Source organism: Thauera linaloolentis 47Lol = DSM 12138 (assembly GCF_000310205.1).
In the GTDB taxonomy this organism is placed as follows: domain Bacteria; phylum Pseudomonadota; class Gammaproteobacteria; order Burkholderiales; family Rhodocyclaceae; genus Thauera; species Thauera linaloolentis.
This window is the reverse complement of sequence record NZ_AMXE01000010.1, coordinates 56,247-71,334: the sequence shown is the minus strand read 5'-3', so window position 1 is coordinate 71,334 and position 15,088 is coordinate 56,247. Positions and strand designations below refer to the sequence as shown.

General features: G+C 65.7%; 16 protein-coding genes. 5 read left to right on the top strand and 11 right to left on the bottom strand.

The window, feature by feature from the left end; all coding sequences use genetic code 11:
- Window positions 1-102: 102 nt before the first annotated feature.
- The 4 genes from C666_RS05045 to C666_RS05030 all read left to right on the top strand — a co-directional run bounded on the left by C666_RS05045 (window position 103) and on the right by C666_RS05030 (window position 3,313).
- Window positions 103-831, top strand: a complete 729-nt coding sequence (locus tag C666_RS05045; RefSeq protein WP_248637689.1) for a carbonic anhydrase — start codon at window positions 103-105, stop codon at window positions 829-831.
- A 165-nt stretch (window positions 832-996) separates the two neighbouring features.
- Window positions 997-1,650 (top strand): protein-L-isoaspartate O-methyltransferase family protein, encoded by a 654-nt coding sequence (locus C666_RS05040; RefSeq protein WP_004334648.1) that lies wholly within the window; start codon window positions 997-999, stop codon window positions 1,648-1,650.
- Between the two features lie 11 nt (window positions 1,651-1,661).
- On the top strand, window positions 1,662-1,985 hold the full coding sequence (locus C666_RS05035) for a rhodanese-like domain-containing protein (protein ID WP_004334645.1): 324 nt from the start codon (window positions 1,662-1,664) through the stop codon (window positions 1,983-1,985).
- A gap of 26 nt (window positions 1,986-2,011) precedes the next feature.
- Entirely contained in the window at window positions 2,012-3,313 is a 1,302-nt protein-coding gene (locus tag C666_RS05030) for a TolC family outer membrane protein (protein ID WP_004334643.1), read from the top strand.
- Between the two features lie 9 nt (window positions 3,314-3,322).
- Here the strand turns inward: C666_RS05030 and waaA are convergent, their stop codons facing one another.
- Window positions 3,323-4,582 carry a lipid IV(A) 3-deoxy-D-manno-octulosonic acid transferase gene (waaA, locus tag C666_RS05025; RefSeq protein WP_004334641.1) on the bottom strand — a complete coding sequence of 420 codons (1,260 nt, stop codon included), beginning with the start codon at window positions 4,580-4,582 and terminating at the stop codon, window positions 3,323-3,325.
- Window positions 4,583-4,708: 126 nt separating this feature from the next.
- On the opposite strand from waaA, the gene C666_RS05020 reads away from it, so the two are divergent.
- Window positions 4,709-5,716, top strand: coding sequence for an NAD-dependent epimerase (locus tag C666_RS05020; protein ID WP_004334639.1), 1,008 nt, complete (start codon window positions 4,709-4,711; stop codon window positions 5,714-5,716).
- 49 nt (window positions 5,717-5,765) lie between these two features.
- Here the strand turns inward: C666_RS05020 and argB are convergent, their stop codons facing one another.
- The 10 genes from argB to C666_RS04970 all read right to left on the bottom strand — a co-directional run bounded on the left by argB (window position 5,766) and on the right by C666_RS04970 (window position 15,075).
- Window positions 5,766-6,668, bottom strand: coding sequence for an acetylglutamate kinase (argB, locus tag C666_RS05015; protein ID WP_004334637.1), 903 nt, complete (start codon window positions 6,666-6,668; stop codon window positions 5,766-5,768).
- A 158-nt stretch (window positions 6,669-6,826) separates the two neighbouring features.
- Window positions 6,827-7,264: an Hsp20/alpha crystallin family protein gene (locus tag C666_RS05010; protein WP_004334635.1), complete on the bottom strand. Its 438-nt coding sequence runs from the start codon at window positions 7,262-7,264 to the stop codon at window positions 6,827-6,829.
- A 201-nt stretch (window positions 7,265-7,465) separates the two neighbouring features.
- Window positions 7,466-7,840: a barstar family protein gene (locus tag C666_RS05005; protein ID WP_004334633.1), complete on the bottom strand. Its 375-nt coding sequence runs from the start codon at window positions 7,838-7,840 to the stop codon at window positions 7,466-7,468.
- Window positions 7,837-8,196, bottom strand: a complete 360-nt coding sequence (locus C666_RS05000) for a guanyl-specific ribonuclease (protein ID WP_004334631.1) — start codon at window positions 8,194-8,196, stop codon at window positions 7,837-7,839. The genes C666_RS05005 and C666_RS05000 overlap by 4 nt, the downstream gene beginning before the upstream one ends.
- A gap of 25 nt (window positions 8,197-8,221) precedes the next feature.
- Entirely contained in the window at window positions 8,222-9,871 is a 1,650-nt protein-coding gene (locus C666_RS04995; RefSeq protein WP_004334629.1) for a tetratricopeptide repeat-containing response regulator, read from the bottom strand.
- Between the two features lie 151 nt (window positions 9,872-10,022).
- The gene (gene aspS, locus C666_RS04990) at window positions 10,023-11,822 is read right to left on the bottom strand and encodes an aspartate--tRNA ligase (protein ID WP_004334627.1); all 1,800 of its coding nucleotides are present in this window, start codon (window positions 11,820-11,822) and stop codon (window positions 10,023-10,025) included.
- Between the two features lie 69 nt (window positions 11,823-11,891).
- A complete protein-coding gene (locus C666_RS04985) occupies window positions 11,892-12,515 on the bottom strand; it encodes a DUF502 domain-containing protein (protein WP_004334626.1) in 624 nt (207 codons plus the stop codon).
- Between the two features lie 49 nt (window positions 12,516-12,564).
- Window positions 12,565-12,822, bottom strand: coding sequence for an FmdB family zinc ribbon protein (locus C666_RS04980; protein ID WP_004334623.1), 258 nt, complete (start codon window positions 12,820-12,822; stop codon window positions 12,565-12,567).
- Window positions 12,823-12,990: 168 nt separating this feature from the next.
- A complete protein-coding gene (locus C666_RS04975) occupies window positions 12,991-13,842 on the bottom strand; it encodes a prepilin peptidase (protein WP_004334622.1) in 852 nt (283 codons plus the stop codon).
- A 3-nt stretch (window positions 13,843-13,845) separates the two neighbouring features.
- A complete protein-coding gene (locus C666_RS04970; RefSeq protein ID WP_004334619.1) occupies window positions 13,846-15,075 on the bottom strand; it encodes a type II secretion system F family protein in 1,230 nt (409 codons plus the stop codon).
- Window positions 15,076-15,088 lie beyond the last annotated feature (13 nt).

Here is a 15,088-nt window from a genome sequence, read left to right as displayed (position 1 = left end):
GCGCCTGAGGCGGCCAGGCCGCGCCGCGTGCCGGCGGCGGCTCCGGCACGGATCGAAAGGCCGCCGTCGCCCGTTCCTCTGGAGCAGCCTGCGAAGACGGCCGTGCCCGATCCCCTCGAGGCGCTGCTGCTTGCTCAGCGCCGGACCCCGGCGGGGCCGGACTGGAGCTACGAGGGCGAGCGTGGCCCGGAGGCCTGGGGGCGCTTGCGCCCTGACTGGCGCATCTGCGGCGAGGGGCTGCGCCAGTCGCCCATCGACCTGCGTGACGGCCTGGCGGTGGATCTGGCACCGATCAAGTTCCACTATCACGCTACCGGTTTCCGCATTCGTGATACCGGGAACACCCTGCAGGTCGATGTCGGGGGCGGAATGGGGATGGAGGTGCGGGGCGTTCGCTATGAACTCGAATACTTCACCCTGCACCGCCCCTCCCAGGAGCGTGTCGGGGGCATGGCCTACGACATGGCGATGTATCTCGTACATCGCAGCGCCGATGGCAGCAGCGCTATCCTGTCCATCCTGCTGACGGCGGGCGACGAACCGAATCCCTTGCTGCAGACGCTGTGGAACAACCTGCCGCTCGACCGCGGGCGCGAGTTCGTGCCCGATGAGACCATCGACCTGGCGGCCTTCATGCCGTCCAGTCCGGCGCATTTCCTTTATCTCGGCTCGCTGCCGGCGCCGCCGTGCACCGAGGATGTGGTGTGGGTCGTGATGAAGACGCCGGTGGTGATGAGCGCGGATCAGCTCGCGCTCTTCGCGCGCCTCTATCCGCGCAACACGCGGCCGATCCAGCCGGCCAACGGCCGCCTGATCCTGGAGTCGCGCTGAGTTTGCGCGTTCGCCGGCGGCCTCCTTCCGGCGCTGCCGCTCCGGCTGTCTCCTCGGCCAATCCATTCCCTTCGCGGTGCACCAACTGCGTTAGAATGACACGGTTTGCCATTATGGATGAGGCGCCCGAGCCGGCGCCTGCTGATATTTCGCCAGGAGCTCCTGATGAACTTCGAGAAAGCACGCTTCAACATGGTCGAGCAGCAGATCCGCCCCTGGGAGGTGCTGGATCAAAATGTGCTCGACCTTCTGATGACGGTCAAACGCGAGGAATACGTGCCTGCGAGCGCGCGTGCGCTGGCGTTCGCCGACGTCGAGATCCCGATCGGCTGTGGCCAGGTCATGCTGAAGCCGGTCATCGAGGGCAAGGTGCTGCAAGCGCTGCAACCGTCGAAATCCGATTCGGTGCTCGAGATCGGGACCGGCTCCGGCTTTTTCGCAGCCCTGCTCGCGGCGCGCTGCGAATGGGTGCGGACGCTGGAAATCGAGCCTGAGCTGGTCAAGCTCGCATCGGCGAACCTGGCGCGCAATGGCGTGGAAAACGTCGTCGTGGTCCAGGGCGACGGCATCGACGGCTGGGCGGAGCGCGCACCCTACGATGTGATCGTCGTTTCGGGCGGGCTGCAGTACGTGCCGCAGGCCCTGCTCGAACAACTCAAGGTCGGTGGCCGCCTGTTCGCCTTCGTCGGCGAGGCGCCGGTGATGAAGGCCCGCCTGATCACCTGCGAGGGAGAGGGGCGCTTCCGTACCGAGGATATCTTCGAAACCGTCGTGCCGATGCTGCAGAACGCGCCGCGCCACGACCGCTTCAGCTTCTGAGCAGCCGTTCGATGCATCAGATCGGTCCACACGACCTTGCCGAGCGCCTGGGGGACGATTCCCGGGCGGCGCCGTTGCTGCTCGACGTGCGCGAGCCCTGGGAGTTCCAGTTCTGCCACATCGAGGGGTCGGTGGAAATGCCGATGGGCAGCGTGCCGGAGCGCCATGCGGAGCTCGATCGCGACCGTGAAGTGGTCGTGATCTGCCACCATGGCGGGCGCAGCGCCCAGGTGTGCATGTTCCTCGAACATCAGGGGTTCACGAACGTGATCAACCTGGCGGGGGGCGTTGCCGGCTGGGCGGCCCAGGTGGACCCCAGGATGCCGCGGTACTGAGCGGCAGCATTCGTTCGGAGGCTTGCATGAATCGCGTGTTGGCACTGTGTCTGGCGGGATTGTTCTCGAGCGGTGCCCTGGCCGCCGATCTGATGCAGGTGTATCGGGATGCGCTCGCGAACGATGCGAAATTCTCCGCCGCCCGCGCGCAGTTCGAGGCGGGCCAGGAAAAGGTGGTTCAGGGGCGTGCCGGCCTGCTGCCGCAGATCGGCCTGAGCGCCGACGCGAGCTGGAACGACAACGAGAACGAGGTGCGCACGGGCAGGACATCCGGCGACTACGACCGGCGCGGATACGGTGTCCAGCTCACACAGCCGCTGTTCCGCTGGCAGAACTGGGTGCAGTCCAGGCAGGGCGAACTGCAGACGGCCTTGGCTGGAGCCCAGTTCGATGCGCAGCGACAGGATCTGGTGCTGCGCGTGGCCGAAGCGTATTTCGATGTGCTCAACGCGCAGGATGCGGTGGCCGCGGTGAGCCAGTTGCGCACCGCCGCGGGTGAGCAGCTCGAACTGGCGAAGACCAGCTTCGAGGTCGGCACCGTGACGATTACCGACGTACATGAGGCCCAGTCGCGCTTCGATCTGGCGTCGGCGCAGGAGATCGCGGCACAGAACCAGCTCGAGGTGGCGCGCCAGGTCCTGGCGCAGATCATCGGCAGGCAGCCGGATGCGTTGGCCGGGCTGCGCGAGGGGGTCGCCCTGCAGCGCCCCCAGCCCGATAGCATCGTGGATTGGGTGGATGCCGCGGAGCTTGGCAATCTGGGAGTCCAGGCCCAGCAACTGGTGCGCGAGATTGCCGCGCGCGAGGTCGAGTACGCCCGTGCCGGGCACTTGCCCACGGTGGATCTGGTCGCATCGCACGGCGTGAATCGCAATCCCCAGTTGTCCGTCGACCGCAGCGAGGCGACGAGCATCGGTGTGCAGCTGAATCTGCCCTTGTATGCGGGAGGCCGCGTATCGTCGGTGACGCGCGAGGCTGCGGCGCTGCGCATGAAGGCCGATGCCGATCTGGAGGATGCCCGCCGCACGGCGGTGCTGGCGGCCCGCCAGTCCTGGCTCGGGGTGACCAGCGGCATGGCCGAGGTGAGAGCGCTCGAAGCGGCGCAGGTTTCTTCGACCTCGGCGCTCGAGGCCAACAAACTCGGCTATGAGGTCGGCGTGCGCATCAACATCGATGTGCTGAATGCCCAGACGCAGTTGGCCGATACGCTGCAGAGGCTGGCGCGTGCGCGTTATGACACCCTGCTGGCGCAACTGCGGCTGAAAGCGGCCGCGGGCACGCTGGGCGAGGACGACGTCAGCGCCATCAATGCCTTGCTGGCGCCCTGAAGCCCGCGTTCAGGGTTTCAGGCTTTCGAGCATTTCAAGCGTGCGCGTGCTCGCGCCGCGGTCGGCTTCGGCAAAGGCCAGGCCGGCGGTGGCCATGGCGCGGCGTGTTTCTTCGTCGGCCAGCAGTTGGAGCCCCATGCGGATCCCTTCTTCCGTGTCCGCCGCGCGCCATGCCGCGCCCGCATCGATGGCCTGTTCGGCGACGGCCGTGAAATTGAAGGTGTGCGGGCCGACGATGGCCGGCGTACCGACAGCGCAGGCCTCGATCAGGTTCTGCCCGCCGAAGGGCAGCCAGCTGCCTCCGATCAGTGCCGCATCGGCCGCGGCATAGTAGCCGAACATCTCGCCCATCGAATCCCCCAGCCAGACGCGGGTCCCGGCGTCGACGGGTGCGTCTTCCGAGCGCCGCTGCAGCTTCAGGCCGCGTGCGCAGGCCAGCCTGGCCACTTCATCGAAGCGCTGCGGATGGCGCGGAACCAGCATGAGCAGCACATCCGGAGGAGCGAGTCGGGCGAAGGCGTCGAGCAGCAGGCTCTCCTCGCCGTCGCGGGTGCTGGCAGCGAGCAGGACGGGACGTGTGCCGATGCGCGTGCGGAACAGGCTGGCGCGGGCGATGGCGTCGTCCGGTGGCGTGATGTCGAACTTGATGTTGCCGGTGACCAGCACGCGGCGTGCACCCAGGGCGGACAGGCGTGCCGCGTCGGCCGCGGTCTGGGCGCCGATCGCGCTGAGCGCCCCCATGGTCATGGCGCTGAGCGCGGGCAGCCGGGCATAGCGGCGTGCGGAGCGCTCCGACAGGCGGGCGTTGGCAAGCATCACCGGCACCTTCCGCTGCCGGCAGGCAGCGAGCAGGTTGGGCCACAGCTCGGTTTCCATGATCACGCCGAACTGGGGGCGGAAGTGGCGCAGGAAGGCATGCGCGAAGCAGCCGAGATCGTAGGGCAGGTAGCTGCGCAACACGCGGGCATTGCCGCCGAACAGGCTCTGCGAGGTCTCGCGACCGGTGAGTGTCATGTGTGTGAGCAGGACGCTGTGCTCGGGCCAGCGCTGCAGCAGCGCCTTCACCAGGGGTTCGGCGGCGCGGGTCTCGCCCACCGATACGGCATGCAGCCAGATGACCCGGGTCGGGGCGCGGACCGTATAGCGGCCGAAGCGCTCGCCGAGGTGCTTGAGGTAGCCCGGTTGCCGCCGTTCGCGCCATACGAGGCGCAGCAGCACGAAAGGCAGGGCGAAAATCCACAGCAGGGTATAGGGCAGGCGGGTCAGCATCGAGGCGAGTGACGAATCGGTCACGCAAGTATAAGCAAGGATGGCGATATCGGTATCGCCCCGCCGCCGTACTGTAGTGGCGGCATGCCATAATTTATCCTCTTCATTTCTATTGCTCGAAACCTCATGAAAGTTCTCGTTACCGGTGCTGCCGGCTTTATCGGCATGCATGCCTCCGAACGCTTGCTCGCGCGTGGAGATGAGGTCGTTGGCCTCGACAATCTCAACGATTACTACGATCCCACGTTGAAGGAGGCGCGGCTTGCCCGCCTGACCCCGCATGCGGGTTTCCGCTTCGTGAAAATGGACGTGGCCGACCGCGCCGGCATGGAGCGGCTGTTCGCCGAGGAGAAGTTCGATCGCGTGATCCATCTCGCGGCCCAGGCCGGCGTGCGCTATTCGCTGCAGAACCCTCATGCCTACATCGACAGCAATGTCGTCGGCTTCATGAACATCCTCGAAGGCTGCCGCCATGCGCAGGTGGAGCACCTGGTGTATGCATCCAGTTCAAGCGTCTATGGCGGCAACACCAAGATGCCGTTCTCCGAGCGCGACAGCGTCGACCATCCGGTGAGCATCTACGCGGCGACAAAAAAGGCGAACGAGCTGATGGCGCACACCTACAGCCATCTCTACGGCCTGCCGACGACCGGCCTGCGCTTCTTCACCGTATATGGTCCGTGGGGACGGCCGGACATGGCGCTGTTCCTGTTTACCAAGGCCATCCTCGAAGGGCGGCCGATCGATGTCTTCAACCATGGCAAGATGAAGCGTGACTTCACTTTCGTGGACGACATCGTCGAAGGCGTGATCCGCACGCTCGACCGCACGGCGGCGGCGGACGCGGCCTTCGATGCCGACAACCCCGATCCGGGCCGCAGCAACGTGCCCTTCCGGGTGTTCAACATCGGCAACCACGACCCGGTGGAACTGATGGCCTTCGTCGCGGCCATCGAGGAGGCGCTGGGGACGAGCGCGCAGAAGAATTTCATGCCGCTGCAAGACGGCGACGTGCCGGCGACCTATGCCGACACCGAGGCGCTGAATGCCTGGACCGGCTTTGCGCCGGCCACCAGCGTGAAGGACGGGGTCGCGCGCTTCGTCGCCTGGTACCGCAACTACTATCGCGTCTGAGCGTCCCGGAAGGCGCCCCCGCGCCGTGCGGCGCGGGCGGTCTTCCGTGCTACTTGCTCTTGATCATCGTGCCGACGCCATGGTCGGTCAGGATTTCGAGCAGCAGGCAGTGCTCGACGCGACCGTCGATGATGTGCACCGACTTCACGCCGTTGCGCGCCGCATCCAGCGCCGAGCCGATTTTCGGCAGCATGCCGCCGGACAGCGTGCCGTCGGCGACCAGTTCGTCGATTTCGCGCGGCGTCAGGCCGGTGAGCAGATTGCCGGCCTTGTCGAGCACGCCCGGTGTGTTGGTCAGCAGCACGAGCTTCTCGGCCTTCAGTATCTCGGCCAGCTTGCCGGCGACCACGTCGGCATTGATGTTGTAGGTTTCGCCTTCTTCACCGACACCGATCGGCGCGATCACCGGGATGAAGTCGCCCTTGTCGAGGAAGGAGATCAGGCTCGGATCGATGCTGGTGATCTCGCCCACCTGGCCGACGTCGACCAGGTCGCCCATCGGCGCGTCGAGCTTCTGCATCAGCAGCTTCTTGGCGCGGATGAAGCTGGCGTCCTTGCCGGTCAGGCCCACGGCCTTGCCGCCGGCCTGGTTGATCAGGTTGACGATTTCCTTGTTGACCTGGCCGCCCAGCACCATCTCGACCACTTCCATGGTCTCGGCATCGGTGACGCGCATGCCCTGGATGAACTCGCCCTTCTTGCCCACGCGTGCCAGCAGGTTCTCGATCTGCGGGCCGCCGCCATGGACCACCACGGGGTTGAGGCCGACGAGCTTGAGCAGCACGACGTCGCGGGCGAAGCAGTCCTTGAGCTTCGGGTCCGTCATCGCATTGCCGCCGTACTTGATGACGATGGTCTTGTCGAAGAAACGCTTGATGTAGGGCAGGGCCTCGGCAAGGATTTCGGCCTTGCGGGCGGGGGTGACGGTGTCGGCGGCGTGGCTGTCGGTCATGGGGCGTCCTGTGTCGCAGTGCGGATGGAGATGCGCCAGTGTACTGTGCTCTTCCGCGTTTGGCGCGCGGCAACGGCAAGCCGTTGCGTGAAACACGAAAGGCCCGTTCCCAGGCCCTGCCGAGGTCCGGGAACGGGCCAGGTGCGCAGCGCCTGCGTTCAGTCGATGGTCAGCCGCTTGGCTTGCGCTTCGGCCTTCTTGGGCAGCGACAGTTCGAGAACGCCGTCGTTGAACTTCGCCGATGCATTCGCTTCGTCGATCTCCTGCCCGAGCTGGAAGCTGCGCGAGACTTTGCCGAAATAGCGTTCCGTACGCAGCACCTTTTCGCCTTCCTTGACTTCCTTCTCCTGCTTGCGCTCCGCGCTGATCGATACGACGGGGCCGTCGATGTGGACGTGGATGTCTTCCTTCTTCATGCCGGGCAGTTCCGCGTGCACTTCGTAGCCGTTGGCGCCTTCCTTGACGTCGACGCGCATCTGGGGCGCTTCCCCGCTCAGGCCGGCGAGCGAGCCGCCGCCGAAGTCCACCGGGCGGACGAAGAAACCACGGAAGAAGTCTTCCAGCGGGTCGACACGACGGATCAGATTGTTGCTCATCGCTTGATCTCCTCATGCTTCAGATTGCCGGAAACCGTCCGGCTCCAGAGCAAATATAGGTCCGAAGGACAGAGATTCAAGGGCTTGGGGAGGCTTCGATCCATCGTCCGGGTTCATGCACGAGAGATGGTTCACCCGTCATGGAACGCTGCGGACATGAAGCGGTGCAGGGCAACCCCCGTCCGGGCTGCCCTGCAGGATTCATCGCCCGGAGAAGGGCGATGCCGGAGGCGTGGCGTCGCTGCCGCTGCGTCCGTTTTCTTCGATTTCGCAACTGAAGCCGACCCCGACGCCGGCCCAGTAGCCGGCACTGTCATCGAGGATCTCGAGCAGGGTGGCGAAGACCTCCGGATCGGCCGCCCGCAGGGCGGATGGCCGGGAGAGCACGATACGGCAGGCCGGCGTCGGCAGCCAAGAGAGATCGCACAGCGCGTCGGCGAGGGCGTCCCAATTGTGCCCGAACCAATCGGGGAAACGCAGCGCGGTGGCGAAGCGTTCCAGCACCCCGGCCTTGTCGGTGCAGCCGGCCAGGTCGATGCGCACTTCGCGCATGGCGTGGGGGCGGTGGGAGGTCATGGGCGTGGCTCCACCTGGCGGAAGCTCCGGTAGTGGTCCGGGGTGTAGTAGAAGTGTTCGGGCGGGTCGCCGCCGGTCACGATCCTGCGCGCCCCCCGGTCGCGTGCGCCGGGCGTGGGCACCGTGTATTCGCGGTAGTAGCCGCGGGCTTTGTGCGGCAGCAGCCTTTCACGGTTCTGGAACACGCTGCCGTCCTTGCGATAGGGAAAGGGGCCGCCGTTCTGGATGAGGGCGATCGTTTCGAGCGCTTCGGGCGGCAGCCCGGCATGCCAAGCCGATTCCGGGGCGGCGGGTGCACAGCCCGTGAATGCGAGGAAGGCGAGTGTCGCCAGGCGGAGCAGGAGGGGGCGGACCATGTTTCGATCGGTGGCCGCAGTGGCCTCAGGATGAGCGCACGATCCGCGTTATGAGTTTCTCCGGCCGGATGCCATAGCGCTTGATCAAGGTGTGCATGAACTCCGTGATTGCGGCAAGGCGCGGGCTGGTGGGGGACAGGCGCTGGGCGCGCTGGATCAGCCCGTGCGCCTGGGTGGCGAAAGCGTCGTTCCAGCCCCGGTTCTCGATGTGGCGGAGAAGGGCGAGTGCGGCATTGAACAGGACGTGGGGATTGCCCGGCAGCTTGCGCGCCGCGCTCATCATCTCGGCCACGGCGCCGTCGAAGTCGCCGGAGCGGGCTTTTTCCGCGCCGGTGGTGACAAGCGATTTGACCTCGGCCTGGACGCGTGCCTCGATTTCCTGGGACAACTGCCCCAATCCGCGTTCGCCGAGCACGGCGCGCGTGGTTTCGATGGTGCGTTCGTCGGCCGCGCTGCGCAGCAGGTCGGTGACGAGATTGCTCGCTTGTTCCTGCATTTCCTGGTCGAAGCAGGCCTTGATCAGGTCCTGACGCAGTTCCACCGACAGCTCGCGTACCGCACCGCCGGCCTGCACGGCGGCGTTCAGCGCCTTCTGCGCGCGCGTGCGGTCATCGTTGTGCGCGTGCACCAGCGCGGCGCATACGGCCTTGCACACTTCACCCTTGGGCTGCCGCCCCATGCTGCGGTCGAGGTCGGTGATCGTGTCCTGGGCGTCCTCGACCTTGTCCAGGGCGAGCTGCGCCTGCACGAGGCGGACGTGGTCTTCAGGGTCGCGGAATTCGGAGTATTTACCCTTGCGCACGACTTCCGTCAGCGCCGCTTCCGCGCCGGCCGGGTTGCCGATCGTCAGCGACAGCGTGCCGAGGCGCCGCAAGCGGGCCATGCGGTGCGGGGATTTTTCCGCCGCGGTGTTGAGGGTGGCGCAGGCTTCGTCTGGCCGGCCCGTTTCCTCGTAGACACGGGCGAGAAGCTCGTAGGCGGCGATGAAGCGGTCGTGGCGGACGAGCAGGTCGACGAGAATGCCCTCCGCTTCGACATAGCGCTTTTTCAGGACGAGGATTCGCGCCAGGCCCAGTTCGGCCCATGGAATGCTGCGCGACCCCAGGATTTCGCGATGGAGCGTCTCGGCCTCGTCGAGCTGGCCGATGCCGGCGTGGAGCTGAGCCTGCAGCCGCATCAGGTCGGTCAGGTGCTGGGGGTTCTCGTCGCGCGCGATGCGGCAGTACTCGATTGCGCCGATCGGGTCGCCAAGGCGCATCAACTGCCATGCCGGCAGGAAGATGTCGCGTTTCTGGAATGCCCGCAGCAGGCGCACGCGCAGGGTCTCGGCATTGAGCGGCTTGAGGATGTAGTCGTTCGGCGAGAGTTCGCAGGCGCTGGTGACACGCTCGTAGTTGCGCTCGGCGGTGATCATCACGAACACGGTGTCGAGCGGAATGATGCCGTGCGCGTGGAGGTCTTCCAGCAGGTGCTGGCCGTCCTGGCCTTCGCCGAGATTGTATTCGCACAGGATCAGGTCGTAGCGGTGTTCACGCAGCCGCTTGATGGCCGCGGTGGCGGATACCGCGTACTGGGCCGTTTCGATGCCGACGGAGGCCAGCATGGTACGCAATTGCGCACGCATGGTGGGTTGGCTTTCGACGACGAGAACTTCGAGCTCGTTCGGGAGGAGCATCTGTGATGGCGCCATATGCACGCAGAGGCGTGCCTCGGGTAAAGCTTACGGCATCCCGGGCGAAATCTGAAACAATGGCGCGGGCTTCGCGCCCGCGCGCATCCGCGGGGCACGCATGGCGGCGAAGCCCGGCCTGTTCGTCGCGAAGGGGTCAGCCCTTGCCGACCTCGACCTGGGTTTCCACCTTCTGGCGCAGGCGGATGTGCAGTTCGCGCAACTGCTTCTCGTCCACGTCTCCCGGGGCATCGGTCAGCAGGCACTGGGCGCGCTGGGTCTTGGGGAAGGCGATGACGTCGCGGATGGATTCGGCACCGGTCATCATGGTGACGATGCGGTCCAGGCCGAAGGCCAGGCCGCCGTGCGGCGGGGCGCCGTACTTCAGCGCGTCGAGCAGGAAACCGAACTTGGCCTGCTGTTCCTCGGGGCCGATGTTGAGCGCCTCGAACACCTTGGCCTGGACGTCGGCGCGGTGGATACGGACCGAGCCGCCGCCGATTTCCCAGCCGTTCAGCGCCAGGTCGTAGGCCTTGGCCAGGCATGCGCCCGGGTTGCTGGCGAGCAGGTCCAGGTGCTCGTCCTTCGGGCTGGTGAAAGGATGGTGGCAGGCTGTCCAGCGCTTGTCGTCCTCGTCGTATTCGAACATCGGGAAGTCGACGACCCACAGCGGGCACCAGGCGTCGCCGGTGACATAGCCCTTCTCGTGGCCGAGTCTGGTGCGCAGCGCGCCCATGGCGTCATTGACGACCTTGGTTTTGTCCGCGCCGAAGAAGATCAGGTCGCCGGACTGCGCGCCGCTGCGTTCGAGGATGGTGCGCAGCGCGGCTTCATGGATGTTCTTGACGATCGGCGACTGCAGGCCCTGCTCGTTGGGCTGGGAGGCGTCGTTGACCTTGATGTAGGCCAGGCCCCTGGCGCCGTAGATGCCGACGAACTTGGTGTACTCGTCGATCTCGCCGCGCGTCAGGCTGGCGCCGCCCGGCACGCGCATCGCGGCGACACGGCCGCCGGAAGTGGCGGGGCCGCTGAACACCTTGAAGGCGACGTCCTGCATCGCATCGGTGACGTCGGTGAGTTCGAGCGTGACGCGCAGATCGGGTTTGTCCGAGCCGTAGCAGCGCATGGCTTCGGCATAGGTCATGCGCGGGAAGGGCGCGGGCAGGTCGACATCGAGCGCTTCCTTGAACACGAAGCGGATCATCTCCTCGACCAGCGCGGTGATCTGGTGCTCGTCCATGAACGAGGTCTCGAGATCGACCTGGGTGAATTCGGGCTGGCGATCGGCGCGCAGGTCCTCGTCGCGGAAGCACTTGACGATCTGGTAATAGCGGTCGTAGCCCGCCACCATCAGCAACTGCTTGAAGAGCTGCGGCGACTGCGGCAGCGCGAAGAACTGGCCCGGATGCACACGCGACGGTACGAGGTAGTCGCGCGCGCCTTCGGGGGTGCTCTTGGTGAGCATCGGGGTCTCGACGTCGATGAAGCCGGCGCCGTCGAGGAAGCGGCGGAAGGCCATCGTGGTCTTGTAGCGCAGCATCAGGTTCTTCTGCATCTGCGGACGGCGCAGGTCGATGACGCGGTTGGTCAGGCGCACGGTCTCGGACAGGTTCTCGTCGTCGACCTGGAAGGGCGGCGTGGCGGCGCTGTTGAGCACGTCGATGTCGTGGCACAGGATCTCGATCTCGCCCGAGGTGAGGCTCGTGTTCTCGGTGCCGGCCGGCCGACGGCGCACCTTGCCGCTCAGCTTGAGCACGAACTCGCTGCGCACCGACTCGGCAGTCTTGAACATGTCGGCGCGGTCGGGGTCGCACACCACCTGCACCAGCCCCTCGCGGTCGCGCAGGTCGATGAAGATGACGCCGCCGTGGTCGCGGCGGCGGTGGACCCAGCCGCAGATGGTGACGATCTGGTCGAGGTCGGCGGCAGTGACTTTCCCGCAGTAGTGAGTTCGCATGGATGGGTTCCGGCAGGTCTTGATGGCGGCGCAAGAGCGTCGCGCAGAGGTCTGAAAAAGTTGCGTGTGTTATTCGTTGAGCAGCGCGGGCCGCTCGGCATGGCGGATGGGCGGGGCGACGACACCCATCGAGATGATGTACTTGAGGGCCTCGTCGACACTCATGTCGAGCTCGATCACATCTTCCTTCGGCATCATCAGGAAGAAGCCCGACGTCGGGTTCGGCGTGGTCGGTACATAGACGCTGACGTAGTCTCCCTGGAGGTGCCTGGCGGCATCGCCGCCGGGCTTGCCGGTGAGGAAGGCGATGGTCCATGCGCCTTCGCGCGGGTATTGCACCAGCAGCGCCTTGCGAAAGGCCTGGCCGCTGCTGGAGAACAGCGTGTCCGATACTTGCTTGACGCCGTAGTAGATCGATTTCACCACCGGGATGCGGGCGAGCAGCCCCTCCCAGACCTGGACGAGCTTCTGGCCAAGGACGTTGGCGGCGACGAGCCCGGTGAGGAATACGATGAGCAGGCTCATCAGCACGCCGATGCCCGGGATGTTGAAACCCAGCCAGGCACGGGGCTGGGCGCCATTGGGCAGCCACAGCAGGATCTGGTCGAGCGTGCCGATGATCCAGGCGAGCACCATGAAGGTGATCGCCAGCGGGATCCAGATCAGCAGGCCGGTGATGAAGTATTTCTTCACGTGGTTTTCTTGCGGGGGCTGCGCTGGGCCGGCCGGTCAGGCGCTGTCGTCAGTGGCAGGCGCAGCCGCCGCCCGGACAACTGGGTGCGGCTGGCGTGCTGCTGCTCGACGTACTGCTGCCGCTGCCGCCCTTGAAGTCGGTCGCGTACCAGCCGCTGCCTTTCAATTGGAAGCCGGCCGCCGACAGCAGCTTGGCATAGCCGGTGCTGCCGCACGAAGGGCAGGTGGAGAGCGGTGCATCGCTCATTTTCTGCAGGTGTTCCTTCTGGAAACCGCAGCTCGGGCAACGATATTCGTAGATGGGCATGACAAGCTCCCGAAAACAAGTGCGCAAGTCTAACGCAATGCAGCATAAGGAAAAAGGCGAAGCCCGCCATGGCGGAGCCGAGGAGGCAGATGGGGACGGGGCTGCGGGGTTTCAAGCACCGGGCGGGCGTGTTTTGCTTTGCGGGGCGTCTGGCGCGTACCGCCGGGCTTACAGTGCTGCGAGGTAGTGCGCCGTGAGCGACTCGCCCCAGAACAAGGCGATCACGCCCGCTGCCGCGAGGTAGGGACCGAAGGGAATGGGGACGTTGCGGCCGTGGCGTGCGAAGACGATCAGGGCGATGCCGACCAGCGCACCCACCAGCGAGGAGAGCAGGATCGTCAGCGGCAGAACCTGCCAGCCCAGCCAGGCTCCGATCGCGGCCAGGAGCTTGAAGTCGCCGTAGCCCATGCCTTCCTTGCCGGTCAGCAGCTTGAACGCCCAATACACCGACCACAGTGCAATGTAGCCTGCCATCGCGCCGATCACCGCGCTCGAAAGATCGGAAAACGTGTTGCCCAGGTTGAACAGCAGGCCCAGCCACAGCAGGGGCAGGGTCAAATCGTCGGGCAGCAGCTGGGTATCGAGGTCGATGAAGGCGAGTGCCATCATCGTCCAGATGAAGAGCAGGGCGCCGAGTGCGGCGAGGCCGAAACCGAAGTGCCAGGCGGCATAGCCCGACAGTGCGGCGGTACAGGCTTCCACGATCGGATAGCGCTTGCTGATGCCGGCACCACAGTGGCGGCAGCGGCCGCGCAAGGCGAGATAGCTGATGATGGGAATGTTCTCCAGGGCGCCGATCAGGTGGCCGCAATGCGGGCAGCGCGAGCGCGGCGTGGCAAGGTTCAGGCGCTCGGTCTGTGGCGCGGGCTCGCCGCGCAATTCGGCCGCCTGGACATGCCAGTCGCGCTCCATCATTCTGGGCAGTCGATGGATGACGACGTTGAGGAAGCTGCCGACGAACAGTCCGAGCAGCGAGCTCAGGGCGATGAACGCGATGGGATCGTGCAGTGCCGGAAGCATGGCTCAGACGATAGAGCCGAGCTTGAAGATCGGCAGGTACATCGCCACCACGAGGCCGCCGATCACGGTGCCGAGGAAGACCATGATGATCGGCTCGAGCAGTTGCGACAGGCCGGCCACGGCTTCGTCGACCTCTTGCTCGAAGAAGTCGGCGACCTTGCCGAGCATGGCGTCGAGCTGGCCGGATTCCTCGCCGATCGACACCATCTGCACGACCATGGTCGGGAAGACTCCCGAACTCTGCATCGAGACCGTCAGGCTCGTGCCGGTGCTGACGTCGCTCTGGATCTCGCGCGTCGCGGTCAGGTAGACGTGGTTCCCGGAGGCGCCGCCGACCGAGTCGAGCGCTTCGACCAGCGGAACACCGGCGGCGAACATGGTTGACAGCGTGCGGGTCCAGCGTGCGACCGTGGCCTTGCGGATGATCGCGCCGACGACCGGCAGCTTGAGCACCATGCGGTCCACGGCGATCTGCATCGCCGGTGAGCGCTTGTAGAGCCAGCCGATGGCGAAGAGGGCGAGAAGCGGTATGCCGAGCACGATGTACCAGAACTCAACGAAGAAGTCGGACATCGCGATGACGATCATCGTCGGTGCGGGGAGGTCGGCGCCGAAGCCGGCGAAAACGCTCTTGAACTCCGGAATGACGAACAGCATCATCACCGAGATGACGAGTCCGGCCACGACCATGACGGCGATCGGGTAGAACAGGGCCGACTTGATCTTGCCCTTGATGGCGAGAATCTTCTCTTTGTACGTGGCGATGCGGTCGAGCAGGCTGTCGAGGATGCCCGCCTGTTCGCCGGCGGCGACGAGATTGCAGAACAGCTTGTCGAAATGCGCCGGGTGCCTGGCGAAGGCCTGCGACAGATTGGATCCGGTCTCGACGTCGGTGCGCACGTCGTTGAGCAGTCGGGCCAGCGCCGGGTTGCTCGAGCCCTTGATGCCGATGTCGAAGGCCTGCAGCAGCGGCACGCCCGATTTCATCATCGTTGCCAGTTGGCGGGTGAAGAGGGCGATGTCCTTGTCGGAGATCTTGCCGCCGCGCGACATTTTCTGCTTCTGGACTTTGGTGACCAGGATGCCCTGGCGGCGCAGCATGGCACGCACGACGGTATCACCGGTGCTCCGGATCTCTCCGCGGACGATCTTGCCGGTCTTGTCCTTGCCTTCCCAGTTGTACAGATGCTCTTTCGGATCTGCGTGACGCGCTGCCCGGCTCGCGGTTGCCATGTGATCGAACTTC

Coding starts and splice junctions, on each gene's coding strand:
- C666_RS05040 (WP_004334648.1), top strand. CDS start 997: ATGAACTTCGAGAAAGCACGCTTCAACATGGTCGAGCAGCAGATCCGC.
- C666_RS05035 (WP_004334645.1), top strand. CDS start 1,662: ATGCATCAGATCGGTCCACACGACCTTGCCGAGCGCCTGGGGGACGAT.
- C666_RS05030 (WP_004334643.1), top strand. CDS start 2,012: ATGAATCGCGTGTTGGCACTGTGTCTGGCGGGATTGTTCTCGAGCGGT.
- waaA (WP_004334641.1), bottom strand. CDS start 4,582: ATGCTGACCCGCCTGCCCTATACCCTGCTGTGGATTTTCGCCCTGCCT.
- C666_RS05020 (WP_004334639.1), top strand. CDS start 4,709: ATGAAAGTTCTCGTTACCGGTGCTGCCGGCTTTATCGGCATGCATGCC.
- argB (WP_004334637.1), bottom strand. CDS start 6,668: ATGACCGACAGCCACGCCGCCGACACCGTCACCCCCGCCCGCAAGGCC.
- C666_RS05010 (WP_004334635.1), bottom strand. CDS start 7,264: ATGAGCAACAATCTGATCCGTCGTGTCGACCCGCTGGAAGACTTCTTC.
- C666_RS05005 (WP_004334633.1), bottom strand. CDS start 7,840: ATGACCTCCCACCGCCCCCACGCCATGCGCGAAGTGCGCATCGACCTG.
- C666_RS05000 (WP_004334631.1), bottom strand. CDS start 8,196: ATGGTCCGCCCCCTCCTGCTCCGCCTGGCGACACTCGCCTTCCTCGCA.
- C666_RS04995 (WP_004334629.1), bottom strand. CDS start 9,871: ATGCTCCTCCCGAACGAGCTCGAAGTTCTCGTCGTCGAAAGCCAACCC.
- aspS (WP_004334627.1), bottom strand. CDS start 11,822: ATGCGAACTCACTACTGCGGGAAAGTCACTGCCGCCGACCTCGACCAG.
- C666_RS04980 (WP_004334623.1), bottom strand. CDS start 12,822: ATGCCCATCTACGAATATCGTTGCCCGAGCTGCGGTTTCCAGAAGGAA.
- C666_RS04975 (WP_004334622.1), bottom strand. CDS start 13,842: ATGCTTCCGGCACTGCACGATCCCATCGCGTTCATCGCCCTGAGCTCG.
- C666_RS04970 (WP_004334619.1), bottom strand. CDS start 15,075: ATGGCAACCGCGAGCCGGGCAGCGCGTCACGCAGATCCGAAAGAGCAT.